Here is a 15,359-nt window from a genome sequence, read left to right as displayed (position 1 = left end):
ATGTTCACAGCACATTTCACGAAGGGCCGTGTCGCGTTGAGCGCACTCGCGGTCGGTGCCGTCGTGGCACTGGCAGGGTGTTCTTCGAGCGATCCGCTGGATGAGGGATCGGGTGCGACTGCGGGCGCCGAGACCATCGTGGTCGGCTCGCAGGACTACTACTCCAACGAGATCCTCGCCGAGATCTACGCGCAGGCACTGGAGAACGACGGCCTCACCGTCGACCGCCAACTGCGCATCGGCCAGCGAGAGATCTACCTGCCCGAGATCGAGAGCGGATCCATCGACGTCTTCCCGGAGTACGACGGCAGCCTCCTCCAGGCGCTCCAGCCCGACGCGACGGCGACGACCGCCGAGGACGTCTACTCCGCGCTCGGCGGGGCCCTGCCCGACGGCCTCCGTGCCCTTGATGCGGCCGGCGCCAGCGACCAGAATTCCTACACGGTGACGAAGGCTTTCGCCGACAAGTGGAAGCTCACCGATATCGCATCGCTGAAGAACGTCACCGACCCGATCGTGGTCGGTGGCAACTCCGAGCTGCAGACGCGCCCCTACGGGCCCGAGGCCCTGCAGTCCAAGTACGGCATCTCGACCACCTTCCAGGCGATCGAGGACAGCGGCGGATCGACCACGGTCGACGCGCTCACCAGCAACCAGATCCAGCTGGCGAACGTCTACACCGCCGACCCGAACATCCAGAAGAACGACTTGGTTGCCCTGGCGGACCCGGACGGACTGTTCGTCGCCGACAACGTCGTGCCGATCGTCTCGAGCAAGATCACGGACGATGCCGCCGCGGTGCTGAACGCGGTCAGCGCGAAGCTGACGGCGGACGATCTGGTCGCCCTCAACTCCGAGAGCGTCAACGACCAGAAGTCGGCCTCGGCCGTCGCGGGCGAGTGGCTGACCTCGGCGGGTCTGCTCGACTGATCCTCGCCAGATCCACCCCCGGAGGCGCGTCACTCATCGAGGTGACGCGCCTCCGCTCGGTTGAGGAGCTTCTTGCCCAGGAGCACGAGCAGCGCGAAGACGACGATGACGCCGACGAAGATGTAGCCCGCGCCGTGCAGGCTCTCGGAGAGTTCTCGGTAGCTGCCCGCCGCCGCAGCGCCGACACCGACGTACGCCGAGGACCAGAGCACGCACGCCGGGATCGTCCACGCCATGAAGGTGCGATAGCGCATGCCGCTCATCCCTACGGTGAGCGGGATCAGCGAGTGCAGCACCGGCAGGAAGCGCGAGAGGAACACCGCGATCCCGCCGCGCCGGGCGAGGTAGCGCTCGGCCAGCAACCAGTTCTTCTCGCCGAGCCGACGTCCGAGGCGGGAGGTGCGGATCCGCGGGCCGAACCAGCGACCGAGGTAAAAGCCGACGGACTCGCCGCAGAGGGCACCGATGACGACGGTGACGGCGAGCGCGATGAACTGGAGCGGGGAGGTGACGCCGGTGGCGCTGACGATCACGATCGTGTCGCCGGGGACGATCAGGCCCGCCAGGATCGTCGTCTCGAAGAAGATCGCGAGCCCGGCGAGGAGGGTGCGCCAGATCGGGGGGACGCCGACCACGACGTCGAGGATGTCGGTGAGGGTGTCGTTCACCGCGGGCCCCCGACGCGGGAGGGGCGGCTCCGGATGCTCGGCATGGCTCGATCGTAGGGGCGGGCGGCTGGGCGGCGGCAGGGCTGCGCCCGGGAGGCTCGTGGATGCCGAGTGGGTATCGCGTGGTCACGGTACGGTGACGATCGCCGGACCGCCCGTGCCCGCCGGGGGCGACCACGAGAGCGTGGCCGTGTCTCCGGAGCCCGCCGAACCCGTCACGACGGTCGGCGCTCTGGGGAGCGCGACGAGGGTCGCCGTCAGCGTCGTGCCGCTCAGAGGAGTGACGACGCTGTGGGAGGCGGCGCCACCGTCGGACCAGGAGGAGAAACGGTAGGCGGTGCCCGATGCGTCGGTCTGGTCGGGGACCTCGAGCTGGAGTGCCGAGCCCGCCCACGAGACGACGCTCGTCCCTCCGCGGACCTCGCTCCCGTTGACCACGACCGTGCGCCCGGCGGGCTCGGTGACGAGAGTGACGGACACCTTCTGCGGCGAGAACGTGCGCGTGGCCGTCGCGGAGACTCCGTCCGAATCGGTCGCGGTCACGCTGATCAGCAGGTCGCTGTTCGCGGCGGCTGCGAGGTCCTCCGGGCCGGGGGCGGTGAAGGCGAGGTCGTTCCCGGTCAGCGGGCCGAGGAACGGATGCGTGTGCTCGGCGTGACGGCGCTGGACCGTCCAGGTCAGTGCCGACGCGGGGAGGGCGCCGTCCTCCGGGTCGGTCGCCGTCGCGCGCAGGCGGTAGCTCCGCCCTGAGACGAAGACTGCGCCGTCCGCGGGCGCGGTGATGCTCACGCTCGGAGCGCGATCGCCCGAGGTGATCGTCGTCGTTGCGGCAGCCGAGACCGCCCCCTTCGGATCGAGGACGCGGAGGGTCGCGGTCCAGCGGCCTGCCGCATAGCTGTGCGTGAAGGTCGGTCCGGTCGTGATGCGGTCGGGTGTGCCATCCCCGAAGGACCAGAAGTAGCGCAGTGCGCCGCCCTCAGGGTCGCTGCTGCCGGTGCCGTTCAACCGCGCGGCGAGAGGCGCCGCGCCCGAGGAGGGGGCCGCAGAGAGGGTCGCGGTCGGTGCGCGGTTCGCCGCGGCGGTGTAGGCCAGCCGACGCAGTTGGCCGCCGTTCGCGTAGCTGGTGTAGAAGAGATCTTGCGTTCCGCGCGAGGGGCCGAAGGCCATCGCGACCGCGCTGCTGCCACCGAGGCCGGTCACGAGGTCGCCGGCGGTGCCTGTGCGATCAAGGGTCCTGATCTTCCCGCAGACGTAGTCGCCGAAGAGGTAGGAGCCGCTGTACGCGGCCGGCCAGACGCCGTTCGGGACGAAGGCGCCGCCGGTGATCGAGCCGCAGCCGCTGCTGTGCGCGTAGTCGAAGAGCGGATCGGTGAGTCCGGCCGGTGCTGGGGCTCCGCAGTTCGAGGCGGAGCCGGTCTGCGCGCAGTGGCCCTCGCGGGAGTTCCAGCCGTAGTCGGCGCCGGCCGCGCCCTGGTCGATTTCCTCCTAGGAGTCCTGGCCGACGTCATTGATGCGGAAGACGGTACCGGCCGCGTTCGGGTCGAACGCCATGCGGAACGGATTCCGCAGCCCGCTCGCGAACGTCTCGCGGCAGCGCAGGCCGTCAGCGGCAGGAGCGAGTCGGCAGGAGGCGCTGCCGGTGCCCTGGTAGGGGTTACCGGCCGGGATCCCGCCGGTGAGGGTGATCCGGAGGATCTTGCCGTTGAGGATGTTCGGGTCGCGGGCCGCGTCGTTGCGGCCGCCGCAGCCGCTGCCACCCGGCGAGCCCACTCCGCCGCGGTAGTCGCAGCCCCCATCGCCGACGCTGACGTAGAGCAGGCCGTCTTTGCCGATGGCGAGGTCGCCGGCGTTGTGATTACCCGCGGGGGAGTAGATGCCGTCGAGGAGGACGCGCTCGGAGGCCGGGTCGATGCGGTCGTCGGTCCCGAGGTGGAACGAGGAGACGCGGTTGCGGGGTGCCCCCGTGGGGTTCGTGGTGCCGCTCGCGTTGGTGGGGCAGGAGGCGTCGGAGCCCTTCGCGGTGTAGTAAACGACGACCGTCCGGGAGCCGGGAGCGGGGTCGACCGCGAGGCCGAGCACGCCGCGCTCGCCGTTCGAGCAGATTCTCGAGCGCAGATCGAGCGCCGGAGTGGCGACCAGCGCGCCTGCGCGCAGCACCCGGATCGCGCCGGTCTGCGAGGAGACCAGGGTCCGCCCGTCAGTGGTGAAGGCGAGGGCGGTCGGCGAGGGGACGGCGGCCACCAGCGAATCGGTGAAGCCGGCGGGCACGACCGGGGCGGCGGAGGCCGGGGCCGCGGGGCCCGCGACGAGCGCGGCGGCCGTGACCGCCAGAGCGGAGACTAGTGCGAGAGTGCGCAGGCGGTTCCTCGAGCGGGGCATCGGTGACTCCGAGACGGTCGGCGCTGCCGAAGAGGCAGAGGACTGCGACGGTGCAGTGGGCCCGCGTCGGCGATGGCGCGGGGCCAGGATAGGCTTCCGGGAGCGAAAGACAGTGGCCCCCATCAGGGTCAACGCTGGGGTCCGGAACCTCCGCTCCTGCACGCCGATGGACGGCACGGTCTGCGGCTGACCGACCGGCCCGCCCCTCCCCGTCCGTTGGCACGGAAGGGGGCGTCCGCGTCCGCCGCCGGTCCTTACTCCAGGGCGGGCAGGACCACCGCGCGGACCGCCTCCGAGAAGCGGGCGTAGCCGGCGTCGTTGAAGTGCAGGCCGTCATCGAGGAAGAGGGAGGGGTCGATCGACCCGTCGGGGGTGAGTAGTACCTGCGCGGTCGGCACGAACGTGACGCGGTCGTCGGTCTCGGCATAGGCGCTGATGGCGCTGTTCGCGGCGCGGACCTCCGCGCTGACGGACGCGCGCGCCGGAGTCTCGGCGATCTCGACGTAGTAGAGCTCCGCCTCCGGGGCGACCTCCTCGACGCGCTGGAGGTACTCGATGACCGCATCCGCGGTCTGCGCGCCGCTGCGTGAATCCGCTTCGCCGGTGATGTCGTTGGCACCGACGTAGACGATGACGGCGCGCGGATTGAAGGGAGTGATCATCCGGTCGAGCCAGGCGAGGTGGTCGGCAACCGTCGTCCCGCCGATCCCGATGTTGTAGGTCTCGAGCGGACGCAGATCCTCCTTCGAGCTCGTCCAGCGGCCGATTGTGGAGCTGCCGGTGAGGACGATGCTGTGCTGCGGGAATCCGCCCGCGAAACGCTTCTCCAGCCCGGCGACCCGCTCGGCCATGTCGACCGAGGAGGTCGGGGCGGGAGCGGAGGAGGTCACGGCGGGAGCGGCCGTCCCTCCGCTCCGGGAGGCGAGCGCGAGGGCCGCGGCGACGCTGCCGAGGATCAGCGCAAGCACCAGGAGCGCGACCAGCAGGCGCAGGCGGATGCGGCGAGGGGAACCGGGGGACGTCGCTGGAGTCATGCCTCGATCATCGGACATCCGTGGGGCGGCCGGGGCCGACTCGGAGGAGGATCGTCGGTTCGTCCACCCCGTGGTCGCTCCAGCGTCACCGGATCGACCGATTCTGAAGTGTGCGAAACGTCACAGCTGATCCACAGCTGTGTAACACTTGCTCATCGCCTGCGCCATCGTCGCCGCCGGCCGATTTCCGACGGATGACCACGACGAGGACTCATGGCACGCGCACGCATCAGCTGGGTGGACACCGCGAAGGGCATCGCGATCATCCTGGTCGCTCTCGCCCACTCCGTGCAGTGGACGACGACGGCCGGGATCGCCCCCGAGTCGTGGAACGACATCAACCTGCTGCTGATCACGTTCCGGATGCCGCTGTTCTTTCTTGCGTCCGGTCTGTTCGCGGGTTCGGTGCTCACCCGCTCCTGGCCCGAGCTCTGGCGCTCGCGGCTGAGCCTGCTGGTATGGGCGTTCCTGCTGTGGTCGGTGGTGCGGTTCCTCTTCTTCTTGGTGGTCCCCAATCCCGGCGGCACTGACGAGTCCGACCTGCTCGCGCTGCTCTTGCAACCGGTGATGCCGCATAACGGGCTCTGGTTCCTCTACGCGCTGACGATCTTTTTCGTCCTGGCGAAACTAGCCCAGGGGTGGCTCGACTGGCGCGTGCAGATCGGGATCGCGACGGCGATTGCCGTGCTCTGGTATGCGATCCGTTCGAGCACCTCCGGGGGCACCGGCAATATCGCCTGGGACGGTATGGCCCGCTACCTGATGTTCTTCTTGCTCGGGCTGTATCTGCGCACTGCGGTGATGGCGTTCGTCGAGCGTCGCGGGCTGCTCAGCGGGCTGGGCTTCGGTGTGCTGTTCCTCGCGCTGGCCGGTGTGATCCTCGCTGTCCGCGGCCGCTTTCCGTTGCTGACGATCGGGCTCGTCCTGGTCAGCGTGCTGGCGGTGCTGGCCGGGCTCGTCGTGGCGCGCTTTCTCTCCCACCGCCGGGGAGCGGGCTGGATCACGTTCATCGGCCGCAATACCCTGCCGGTGTATGTGGTGCACGTCCTCTTCGTCTCGCTCGCGACCAGTGTGCTGCTGCTGTTCGAGGGCCAGCGCTGGCTGGACGTGATCGGTCCGGTGGTGCCGCTGCTGGTCTGCGCTCTCGGCGTCGCAGCGGCGCTGGGCTACTGGCGCCTCACCCGCGACCTTCCCGTGCTGAGGTATGGCTTCCGGGCGCCGGCCTGGTTCTCGGGCGCCCGCTCCCGCGTTGACGCCGGCTGATGACGCCGCCCGCTGGGTATCGGGTGAACGAAATCCCAGAGCGACTGTCGCGGGCGTGCGCCTGGGAATGAGGCAGGGAAAGGTGAGACGAACGCTCAGGGGCCGGGGGCGGTGCGGATCGCTCGGCCTCGAGAGGTTGGCTGCCGAGCCTTCGACGGACGCGAGGGCTGCTCGGCTGTGAACGCGCGGAGGCCTTCCTCGACATCGAGAGGGATTGTCTCGACGTCGAGCGAGTGATCAACCATCGCGCTCGGAACGCTGAGCGCAACCACCCCGGAAGGGGTGTTGCGACGGGGGCGCACATCCGGCCGAGTACGGGGATCGAAGGCCGTCGGGCCCCTCCCGTCGACCTACTCTCTGAGCTGTGAACGAACTCCTGGATCCGCTCCTGCTCTCACGGTGGCAGTTCGGTCTGACGACGATCTACCACTTCCTGTTCGTCCCGCTCACGATCGGGATGGCGCTCACTGTCGCGATCTTCCAGACCTGCTGGGTGCGCACGGGGAAGGTGCACTACCTCCAGCTGACGAAATTCTTCGGGAAGCTCTTTCTGATCAACTTCGCGATGGGCGTGGTGACCGGGATTGTTCAGGAGTTCCAGTTCGGGATGAACTGGAGCGACTACTCCCGCTTCGTCGGCGACGTCTTCGGCGCGCCACTCGCCTTCGAAGGCCTGCTCGCCTTCTTCCTCGAGGCGACCTTCATCGGCCTCTGGATCTTCGGTTGGGACAAGCTGCCCGAGAAACTGCACCTGGCGACCATCTGGTTGACCACCCTCGGCACGACTCTCTCGGCCTACTTCATCATCGCGGCGAACGCTTTCATGCAGAATCCAGTCGGGTTCCGCATCAACGAGTCCAAGGGCCGCGCAGAGCTCACCGATATCTGGGCACTCCTGACGAATAAGGTCGCGCTCGCCGCCTTCCCGCACACGATCTTCGCCTGCTTCATGGTGTCGGCGGCCGTGATTATCAGCGTCGCGGCCTACCACCTCTCGCGCAACCAGCACCTCGAGACCATGCGGCCCGCCCTGACCTTCGGCGCCTGGATGATGGTGATCAGCGGCGGGCTGACCCTGGTCACGGGCGACTCGCTCGGCCTCGCGATGGTCGACACTCAGCCGATGAAGATGGCGTCGGCGGAGGCGCTCTACCGCACGTCCACGGGTATCGACGCCTCGTTCTCGGTGTTCACTTGGGGTACCCCCGACGGATCGAGCGAGCTGTTCTCGATCCGCATTCCGTACCTGCTCTCCTTCCTCTCGACGCACACCTTCACCGGCACTGTGGAGGGCATCAACGATCTTCAGGCGCAGTACACCGAGGTCTACGGACCCGGCGACTACACCCCGATCATCTGGGTCACTTACTGGTCGTTCCGCTGGATGATGGCACTCGGCGTCCTCGCGATCGGGGTCGCAGCTGCCGGCCTCTGGTTCACGCGGAAGGGCCGTGAGCCCAAGCAGTGGATGTGGAAGGTCGCGATCTGGGCCGCCCCGCTACCGCTGATGGCGATGATCGTCGGCTGGGTCTTCACCGAGATGGGCCGCCAGCCGTGGCTCGTGTTCGGGCTGCTGAAGACCGCCGACGGCGTCTCGCCCGGAGTGAGTGGACTCGAGGTCCTGATCTCGCTACTCGCCTTCACCGCGATCTACGGCACGCTCGCCGTGGTCGAGTTCCGCCTGATCAAACGGGCCGCGCAGGCCGGCCCCGACGACGCTCCCGAAGTCGACGAGGAAAGCGGTCGCCCGCAGCTCGTCGGCACCGTCTACTAGGAGGCACCTCATGGATCTCGCCGTGCTCTGGTTCTGGATCGTCGCGTTCTTCTTCATCGGCTACTTCGTTCTCGACGGCTTCGACTTCGGTGTCGGCATGTCGCTTCCGTTCCTCGGTCGCGACGACACCGATCGCCGGGTACTGATCAATACGATCGGCCCGGTCTGGGATCTCAACGAGACCTGGGTGATCGTTGCCGGAGCCGCGATGTTCGCGGCGTTCCCGGAGTGGTACGCCACGCTCTTCAGCGGGTTCTATCTACCGCTGCTGCTTATCCTGCTCGCGCTGATCGCCCGCGGCGTCTCGTTCGAGTATCGGCACCAGCGCCCCGAGGCAGAGTGGAAGCGGCGATTCGACGCGATGATCGTCGTCGGTTCGGCGGTGCCCGCCTTTCTCTGGGGCGTCGCCTTCGCGAATATCGTGCAGGGCGTGCCGATGGACGCTGACCACAACTACATCGGCACGGTTCTGGACCTGCTGAACCCCTACGCTCTGCTGGGCGGAGCGACGACACTCCTGCTGTTCTTCACGCACGGAGTCGTCTTCGTCGCGCTGAAGACGGAGGGGGAGATCCGGCAGCGGGCTCGCCGGCTGGCGACGCGCGCGGGGCTGCTCGCCGTGGTTGTGGCCGCCGTCTTCCTCGCCTGGACCAACCTGGGACAGGGCAGCACCGCCTCCTGGATGCTCTCGGCGGGGGCGGCCGTGACCCTCGTCGGTGGCTGGCTCGCTATCACCCGGGGCCGGGAGGGACGGGCCTTCGCGCTGCTCGCCGGCACCATCGCGCTGGCGGTGCTCGCCCTCTTCGCGACGCTGTTCCCCGCGGTAATGCCCGCCTCGAACGACCCCACTTTCGGGCTGACGATCGAGAACGCGTCGAGCACGCCCTATACGCTGACGGTCATGAGTTGGACCGCCCTGGTGTTCGTGCCGCTCATCGTCGGCTACCAGGCCTGGACCTACTGGATTTTCCGCAAGCGGATCAGCCGGGCGCACATCCCGGTCGACGCGCACTGACCTGAAGCTGCACCAACGTGAAGCCGCTCGACCCGCGACTGCTGCGCTACGCCCGCGCAGCCCGGGTGTTCCTGCTGCTCGGCGGGGCCCTCGCGCTAGCCCGCACCCTCGCGATCGTCGCCTTCGCGTGGCTTGTGGCGCAGCTGGTGGCCGGCGCGGTCGATGGGAGAAGCGCCTCGGACCTCGCGCCGCTCCTGGCCGTGCTGCTCGCGGTGGTCGCTGCACGGGCGGTTCTCGCCTGGGCGGGCGAGGTGAATGCGGTGCGCGGCGGAGTGGGCGCGAAGGCGCAGCTGCGCCAGGCCGTCCTGGCCGCGCTGGTCGAGCTCGGACCGGCGGGCCGGCGCGAGGGCGGTTCCGGCGGCATCGTTGCGCTGCTCGGCGGCGGGTTGGACGCCCTCGACGGCTACTTCGCCCGCTACCTGCCGCAGCTGATCGCCACCGCGGTGGCGACTCCGCTGCTGACCCTCGTCGTGTTCTTCGCCGACCCGCTGAGTGCGGTGTTCCTGGTGGTCGCGCTGCCGCTGATCCCGGTGTTCATGGTGCTGATCGGCTGGGCGACCCAGGCGGTCCAGGCGCGGCAGTGGGAGCGGCTGCAGACGCTGGCCTCCGGCTTCGTCGACACCGTCGGCGGACTGGCGACCCTCAAGATCTTCGGGCGGGCCGAGCGGCAGGCGGCGCGGATCCGTGCGCTGACCGAGGACTACCGGCGGCACACGATGTCCGTGCTGCGAGTGACCTTCGTCAGCGGCTTCGTGCTGGAGCTGGCGGGATCGCTCTCGGTCGCGCTGGTCGCAGTGTCGATCGGGCTCCGCCTCGTCGACGGCTCGTTGGGACTCGCGGTGGGGTTGTTCGTGCTGGTGCTCGCGCCGGAGGTGTTCCTGCCGGTGCGCCAGGTCGGTGCGGAGTTCCACGCAGCGGCGGAGGGGGTGCAGGCGGCGGATCGGGCGTTCGTGGTGATCGAGCGCGCGGCGGCGCTGCCCGCTCGCGTAGGCGCCCCGGGATCCCTGGAGGCCCCCGGAGAGCTGGGGGTACCCGGAGAGCTGGAGCTGCGCGGCCTCGAGGTCGACGACGGACACGGACGGGTGCTCGCTCCCGTCGACGCGGTGCTGCCGGTCGGCTCGATCACGGTCGTGACCGGGCCGAGCGGATCGGGGAAGTCGACGCTGCTCGCCGCGCTCGCGGGGTTCGTGCCCTTCTCGGGCATGCTACTGCTCGGCGGGACTCCAGTCGCCGATCTGCGCTCGACGCTCGCCTGGGCGGGCCAGCGAGCCGACCTGCTGCCGGGCACCGTCGCCTCCGCCGTCGAGCTCGGCACGCTCGCCGCGGATCCCGACCGCGTGCGGCGGGCGCTCTCGATCGCCGGCGCCGACGTCGCTCCGGAGCGCCGCCTGGACGCCGAGGGCACTGGCCTCTCGGGCGGGCAGAGCGCCCGGGTCGCCGTCGCCCGCGCTGTGCACCGGCTGCTCGAGCGGGACTGCGCCGTGCTCGCCCTTGACGAGCCGACCGCCGCCCTCGACGAGAAGTCGGAACAGGCCCTGCTCGCGGGGCTACGGACCCTCGCAGCGCGCGGCACGATCATCGTCGTTGCCAGCCACCGGCCCGCGACCATCGCCGCGGCCGACACGGTGATCGCCCTCGAGCCGGCGGAGGTGATCGCGCGATGAAGCGCGCCGACGTCCTCCGCGCCGCGATGCCCGGGCCGCGCCGCTTCCTGCCCGGGCTCGGCTTCGGTGTGCTCTCCTCCGCCTCCGCGGTGGCGCTGCTGGCCTGCTCAGCCTGGCTGATCGTGCGCGCGGCCGAGCAGCCGCCGATCCTGTTCCTCTCGATGGCTGTGGTCGGGGTGCGGGCGTTCGCACTCGCGCGGGCCTTCTTCCGGTACCTGGAGCGGCTCGCCGGGCACGACGCGGCGTTCCGTGCGCTCGCGGAGCTGCGGGTCGGCGTCTACGAGCGTCTGGTGCCGGTCGCACCCGCTGGACTGGGGCGGGTGCGGCGCGGCGACCTGGTCTCCCGCGTGGTCGCGGACGTCGACGCGCTGCAGGATGTGCCGCTGCGGGTCGTGCAGCCGCTGCTCGTCTCGGCGGTCATCGCGTCGGCCTCGGTGGTCGGGGTGTGGCTGCTACTGCCGGCGATGGGCGCTGTGCTGCTGGTGCTCCTCTTGGTCGCGTTCGCGGTGGGCGCGGTGGGCGCAGGCACGCTCTCGGCGCAGGCCGACCGCGAGCTGGCGCCACTGCGGGGAGAGCTCGCCGAGCGCCTGAACCTGCTGGTCACTCGGCTCGACGTGCTGATCGCGTTCGACGCGGCCGACGAGGCCCTGGCGGCGGTCGAGCGGGCGGAGGAGGCGCTCGCGAAAGCGGCGCGCCGGCGGGCGACCTCCACGGGGCTTGCTGCGGCCGTGCTCGCGCTCTGCTCCGGCGGAGCGGTGTGGGCCGGCCTCGCGCTCGGGATCCCCGCTCTCGGCGATCTCGGCGGACCCGCGCTCGGTGTCGTCGCGCTCGTGCCGCTCGCGGTCTTCGAAGTCGCCGCCGCGGCTCCGCTCGCCGTCCAGTCCGCGCGCGCGGCGCTCTCCAGCGCCCAGCGCGTGGCTGATCTGGATGCGGAAGCGGCATCGCCGGCGCTCGCGAGCGACGCCGACGTGGATCCGCTCGCTGCGACGCCCCGGGGCAGTGACATCGTGCTGCGCGACCTGGCGGTGAGCTGGCCCGGCGCCGCTGAGCCCGCCCTGCGCGGTGTCTCGCTGGAGCTACCGGCCGGTGCACGTGTGCTCGTGACGGGCGGCAGCGGTTCCGGCAAGACCACGCTCGCGCATGCCCTGGTGCGCTTCCTGGGCTATTCCGGCAGCTTCCTCCTGGGCGGAGTCGAGGCACGCACCCTGCCGCAGGCCGAGGTGCGGCGTGTAGTCGGGTTGGTGGAGCAGCAGCCGTACCTCTTCGACGACACGATCCGGCAGAACCTGCTCTTCGCGCGGCCCGACGCCGATGACGCTGTGCTCGAGGCGGTGCTGGAGCGGGTCGGGCTCGGCTCGTGGCTGGCCGCGCGCGGCGGGCTCGACGCCCGCGTGGGCGAGCGCGGATCGCTCGTCTCGGGCGGGCAGGCACAGCGGATTGCACTGGCCCGCGCGCTCCTGGCCGGCTTCGGGGTGCTGATACTGGACGAGCCGACCGCGTCAGTCGATGCTCCCGTCGCCGACGCGCTGCTCGCCGATCTGCTGCGGGCGGCCGAGGGGCGGACAGTGGTGCTGATCGCGCACCGGGTCGCGCCCGGGCTGGTGGTCGACCGGCGGATCCGGGTGGCCGACGGCACTGCAGGCGAGGACGACCTGCGCAACGAAGGCTGAGGCGTCCGTACGGGCGTCGCTGCGTCGGGTCGCCCGGATCAGCCTTCGTTCTGCAGATGCCTCGGGCGAGCCAGGGCGGCCGTGCGCGCCAAGCGCCCGCCCTCTGCTTCCCAGCGGTCCAGGACAGCGTCGGCCCGGCTTCTCGCCGCACTGTCCAGGCCGGCGAGCAGCGGAGCCAGAACGTCACGGGCCAGCGGGTCGCTCAGCTCGTCCACCCGCGCATTGCGCACGAAGCCCTCGAGGCGGGTGAGGTCCCCGGCGTGCAGCCAGCCCGCGCAGGACTGGAGCACGACCACGGCGGCCAGGCGCGGCTCGAACACCGGCAGATCCCACAGCTCCGAGGAGAGGGCGGTGATCTCGTCGTGCTCGAGCCCACGAAACTTGTTGAGCGCGTCGCGCACAGTGCCGCGGACGGCCCCGACCGAGGCGCCCGTGGAGTCCAGGCCCGCCCCGAGCCGCTCCCGCACGTCCTGCGCACGCCAGATGTCGCCCTCGTAGGCCAGAGCTGCTCTGATGAAGTCACCGGGGGCGCTCACCCCACCATCCTCATCCTCCGCCGTGCTGTCCGGTCCGGGCTCGCGCGCAGCTTCTCGGCCTTGAGGCTGTCAGCGGACGGACCAGACCGCGCGGCGGCTGTCGTACTCGACGAGGTTGCCGTCGTCCTGCAGCACGAGCCGGAACGGACCGGCCGCCGACGCGGGCGGAACTGCCGACCATCCGCTGGTGGTCTCGGTGCCTACGGCCAGCTCCCCGCCGGTGTCGATCGCGAAAAAGGCACCGGAGCGAGAGGTCTTCGTCGCCCAGAGCGGGCCGTTCTTGCCGTAGAGAACGAAATTGCCGTCGGCCTGCATCACCGCGCGGTAGACGCCGTTGGCCGAGCGGAGGAAGCTGCCCGCCTCGAGAGAGTTGGCGGCAGAGAGGGTGCTTGAGGGGAAGGCTGCCTGGCTGGTCCAGAGGACGTCGTCGTCCCTGTCCACGAGGATCAGCGAGCCGGCGTTGTTGACGCCGAGGCGGAGGTTTCTGCCGGACGTGCCCGAGAACCACTTCACCGATTCGTCCGCGCCGTAGATCACGATGTTGCCGTCCTTCTGCAGGGCGACCCGGTTGCCCTTGCCGGAGGTGCCGACGCTCCACACGACGCCCTGCGGGCCGTAGCCGACGAAGTTGCCGTCGCTTTGCATCACAGCGCGGAACCGGCCGTCGGCCGAGGTCAGCTGGTGGACCGGGCGGAGGTTCTGCTCCGAGAAGAGGGTGTCGGTGACCGGTTCCGGGATGGTGCGGCGGACGTTGCTCGCCCAGGCGGGGGAGCCGTTCTCGCGGTAGACGACGAGGTTGCCGTCACCCTGGATGATGACCGAGGCGCCGGCCTCATTGGTGGTCGTCGTGCTCCACACGGCGACGTTCCTCGCGGAGTAGACGACGAGCTCGCCGTTCTTCTGCATCGAGATGTAGGAGCCGCGGCCCTGCGTGCCGGTCGAGAACGACGCTCGGCCCTGGGCGTCAGAGGTCACCGCATTGCCGTCGCTCTGCATCCGGAATTCGTACCCGCCTGCTCCGGAGGCGATTTTTTGGCCGGCGGTCAGCCGCTCACCGCCGACGAGGGCGTCGTAGTAGGTGACGGTCGCACGGGCGCTCTGTTGCGTGGCGTCGGGGGAGTCGCTCGCGGGAGCGAGGTCGGCGGGGGACTGCTGGGAGGAGGAGAGCGGCTGCTGGGGGTTCTCCGCGGCCAGGGCGGGGGTAGCGCCGAAAGCAGCGCGCTGGTCGCGACGAGAGCGACCAGCCCGGAGGCGAGGGGGCGGGGGGAGCGGGGATGCGTCATCGCAGGACTTTCTCGAGTGGCCGACGGGGCCGGGAGAGGGGGTACTCGATGCTTGCACGGCGCGGCGCCCGAGTGTCACCAGAACGGGGGCCCTTCCGTCGGCCGGACGTGGCTTCGGCGCCGCCTGGTGACGTCTCCCCGTCCGATTTGCAGGACCGACACTCACCTGCCCGTCCGATGTGCAGGGGATCCGCGCCCGCCTCGCCGATTCTGGGGGCGGAGAGCGCTCTCGCGTAGAAATCCCCTGCACATCGGACGGTGTCGGCGAGGCGGTCCCTGCACATCGGACGGTGTCGGCGAGGCGGTCCCTGCACATCGGACGGCGCGGGCGAAGCAGTCCCTGCACATCGCACCCGGGGCTCTGAGCCTCACCCCTCCGGCAGCGGCCGCCGCAGCACGTCGAGCCGCCGCCGCCACGCATCCAGGCGCCCCGGCTCCGCGGCGAGCGCCGGCCCGTCCACCCACCGAGTCGCCAGGCGGAGGCCGTGCAGGGCGTTCGCCGCCCAAACCTCCCGCCCCTCCAGCGACTCGGGTTCGGCCGGGGCCTCGATCACGTCGACGCCGAGCGCCCCGGCGAGCACCGACACCGTGCCGGCCGTCACGCTGCGCACCCGCGTGCTCGTCACCGGAGGGACGACCAGCGCGTCGCCGAGCCACCACAGGATTGCGCTGCTCGCCCCGTCGACCACCGCGCCTTCCGCGTCCAGCAGCACCGGTTCATCCGCCCCCGCCGCCCGAGCGCGCGCCCGCAGCAGCTCCAGACGGGCGATGTCCGGTCCCTTCCAGGAGGGGGTGCGCCGCGGATCCACAGGGCTGGTCCACAGCACCACGGAGCGGCCGAGCGACGGGGCCGGCCGCAGCCGGAGTCGCAGGGCGCCCCCGGAGAGCTCGACGCGGGGGAACGAGCGACCCGCACGGGGTAGGGCGGCGATCGCTGCGTCGAGGAACAGCTCCACGTCGGGGTGCCCGCCCGCCGAGGCGACGGAGCGGGTGAAGCGCTCGCGGTGCAGATCGAGTCCGCGCATCCGGCCCTCGTCGACCAGCCAGGAGTCGGCGGCAGCCAGGGGAGCCGCGGGCGGCTGCGCCACGGGGACGAGCCGGCGCCCGTCCCACTCCTGCACCCGCTCGCCGTCCACGACGGCC

General features: G+C 70.6%; 13 protein-coding genes. 6 read left to right on the top strand and 7 right to left on the bottom strand.

Features of this window, described 5'->3' with window-relative positions:
- Positions 1-930, top strand: a complete 930-nt coding sequence (locus A6122_RS08440; RefSeq protein WP_068253742.1) for a glycine betaine ABC transporter substrate-binding protein — start codon at positions 1-3, stop codon at positions 928-930.
- Between the two features lie 29 nt (positions 931-959).
- Here A6122_RS08440 and A6122_RS08435 read toward each other — a convergent pair whose 3' ends face one another.
- The 4 genes from A6122_RS08435 to A6122_RS08420 all read right to left on the bottom strand — a co-directional run bounded on the left by A6122_RS08435 (position 960) and on the right by A6122_RS08420 (position 5,011).
- Positions 960-1,598 (bottom strand): DedA family protein, encoded by a 639-nt coding sequence (locus A6122_RS08435; RefSeq protein ID WP_068253739.1) that lies wholly within the window; start codon positions 1,596-1,598, stop codon positions 960-962.
- Positions 1,599-1,724: 126 nt separating this feature from the next.
- Positions 1,725-2,798, bottom strand: coding sequence for a PKD domain-containing protein (locus tag A6122_RS17285; protein ID WP_068253736.1), 1,074 nt, complete (start codon positions 2,796-2,798; stop codon positions 1,725-1,727).
- Positions 2,799-3,083: 285 nt separating this feature from the next.
- Entirely contained in the window at positions 3,084-3,977 is an 894-nt protein-coding gene (locus tag A6122_RS17280) for a PQQ-dependent sugar dehydrogenase (protein WP_068253733.1), read from the bottom strand.
- Positions 3,978-4,231: 254 nt separating this feature from the next.
- On the bottom strand, positions 4,232-5,011 hold the full coding sequence (locus A6122_RS08420) for a DUF459 domain-containing protein (protein ID WP_068253730.1): 780 nt from the start codon (positions 5,009-5,011) through the stop codon (positions 4,232-4,234).
- A gap of 213 nt (positions 5,012-5,224) precedes the next feature.
- Between A6122_RS08420 and A6122_RS08415 the strand changes: the two genes are divergently transcribed.
- From A6122_RS08415 to cydC, 5 genes are all read left to right on the top strand, one after another.
- Positions 5,225-6,274, top strand: a complete 1,050-nt coding sequence (locus tag A6122_RS08415) for an acyltransferase family protein (protein ID WP_068253728.1) — start codon at positions 5,225-5,227, stop codon at positions 6,272-6,274.
- A 364-nt stretch (positions 6,275-6,638) separates the two neighbouring features.
- Positions 6,639-8,048, top strand: a complete 1,410-nt coding sequence (locus A6122_RS08410; protein ID WP_068253725.1) for a cytochrome ubiquinol oxidase subunit I — start codon at positions 6,639-6,641, stop codon at positions 8,046-8,048.
- Between the two features lie 10 nt (positions 8,049-8,058).
- On the top strand, positions 8,059-9,063 hold the full coding sequence (cydB, locus tag A6122_RS08405; protein ID WP_068253722.1) for a cytochrome d ubiquinol oxidase subunit II: 1,005 nt from the start codon (positions 8,059-8,061) through the stop codon (positions 9,061-9,063).
- Between the two features lie 17 nt (positions 9,064-9,080).
- Positions 9,081-10,727: a thiol reductant ABC exporter subunit CydD gene (gene cydD / locus A6122_RS08400; protein ID WP_068253719.1), complete on the top strand. Its 1,647-nt coding sequence runs from the start codon at positions 9,081-9,083 to the stop codon at positions 10,725-10,727.
- Positions 10,724-12,397 (top strand): thiol reductant ABC exporter subunit CydC, encoded by a 1,674-nt coding sequence (gene cydC / locus A6122_RS08395; protein WP_068253716.1) that lies wholly within the window; start codon positions 10,724-10,726, stop codon positions 12,395-12,397. Before cydD ends, cydC begins: the two co-directional genes overlap by 4 nt.
- A gap of 38 nt (positions 12,398-12,435) precedes the next feature.
- Here cydC and A6122_RS08390 read toward each other — a convergent pair whose 3' ends face one another.
- From A6122_RS08390 to A6122_RS08380, 3 genes are all read right to left on the bottom strand, one after another.
- Complete coding sequence (locus tag A6122_RS08390) at positions 12,436-12,933, bottom strand: DNA alkylation repair protein (protein ID WP_068253713.1); 498 nt, start codon at positions 12,931-12,933, stop codon at positions 12,436-12,438.
- Positions 12,934-13,002: 69 nt separating this feature from the next.
- On the bottom strand, positions 13,003-14,295 hold the full coding sequence (locus A6122_RS15745; protein ID WP_157593793.1) for a hypothetical protein: 1,293 nt from the start codon (positions 14,293-14,295) through the stop codon (positions 13,003-13,005).
- 289 nt (positions 14,296-14,584) lie between these two features.
- Positions 14,585-15,352 (bottom strand): aminotransferase class IV, encoded by a 768-nt coding sequence (locus tag A6122_RS08380; RefSeq protein ID WP_237358152.1) that lies wholly within the window; start codon positions 15,350-15,352, stop codon positions 14,585-14,587.
- Positions 15,353-15,359 lie beyond the last annotated feature (7 nt).

Origin of the sequence: Rathayibacter tritici (assembly GCF_001641005.1) — a bacterium.
Taxonomy (GTDB): domain Bacteria; phylum Actinomycetota; class Actinomycetes; order Actinomycetales; family Microbacteriaceae; genus Rathayibacter; species Rathayibacter tritici.
This window is presented reverse-complemented; position numbering and strand designations above follow the sequence as displayed.

What these genes read in the sequence shown, in the direction of transcription:
- cydC (WP_068253716.1), top strand. Translation starts at nt 10,724, where the DNA reads ATGAAGCGCGCCGACGTCCTCCGCGCCGCGATGCCCGGGCCGCGCCGC.
- A6122_RS08420 (WP_068253730.1), bottom strand. Translation starts at nt 5,011, where the DNA reads ATGACTCCAGCGACGTCCCCCGGTTCCCCTCGCCGCATCCGCCTGCGC.
- A6122_RS08415 (WP_068253728.1), top strand. Translation starts at nt 5,225, where the DNA reads ATGGCACGCGCACGCATCAGCTGGGTGGACACCGCGAAGGGCATCGCG.
- cydB (WP_068253722.1), top strand. Translation starts at nt 8,059, where the DNA reads ATGGATCTCGCCGTGCTCTGGTTCTGGATCGTCGCGTTCTTCTTCATC.
- A6122_RS17280 (WP_068253733.1), bottom strand. Translation starts at nt 3,977, where the DNA reads ATGCCCCGCTCGAGGAACCGCCTGCGCACTCTCGCACTAGTCTCCGCT.
- A6122_RS08440 (WP_068253742.1), top strand. Translation starts at nt 1, where the DNA reads ATGTTCACAGCACATTTCACGAAGGGCCGTGTCGCGTTGAGCGCACTC.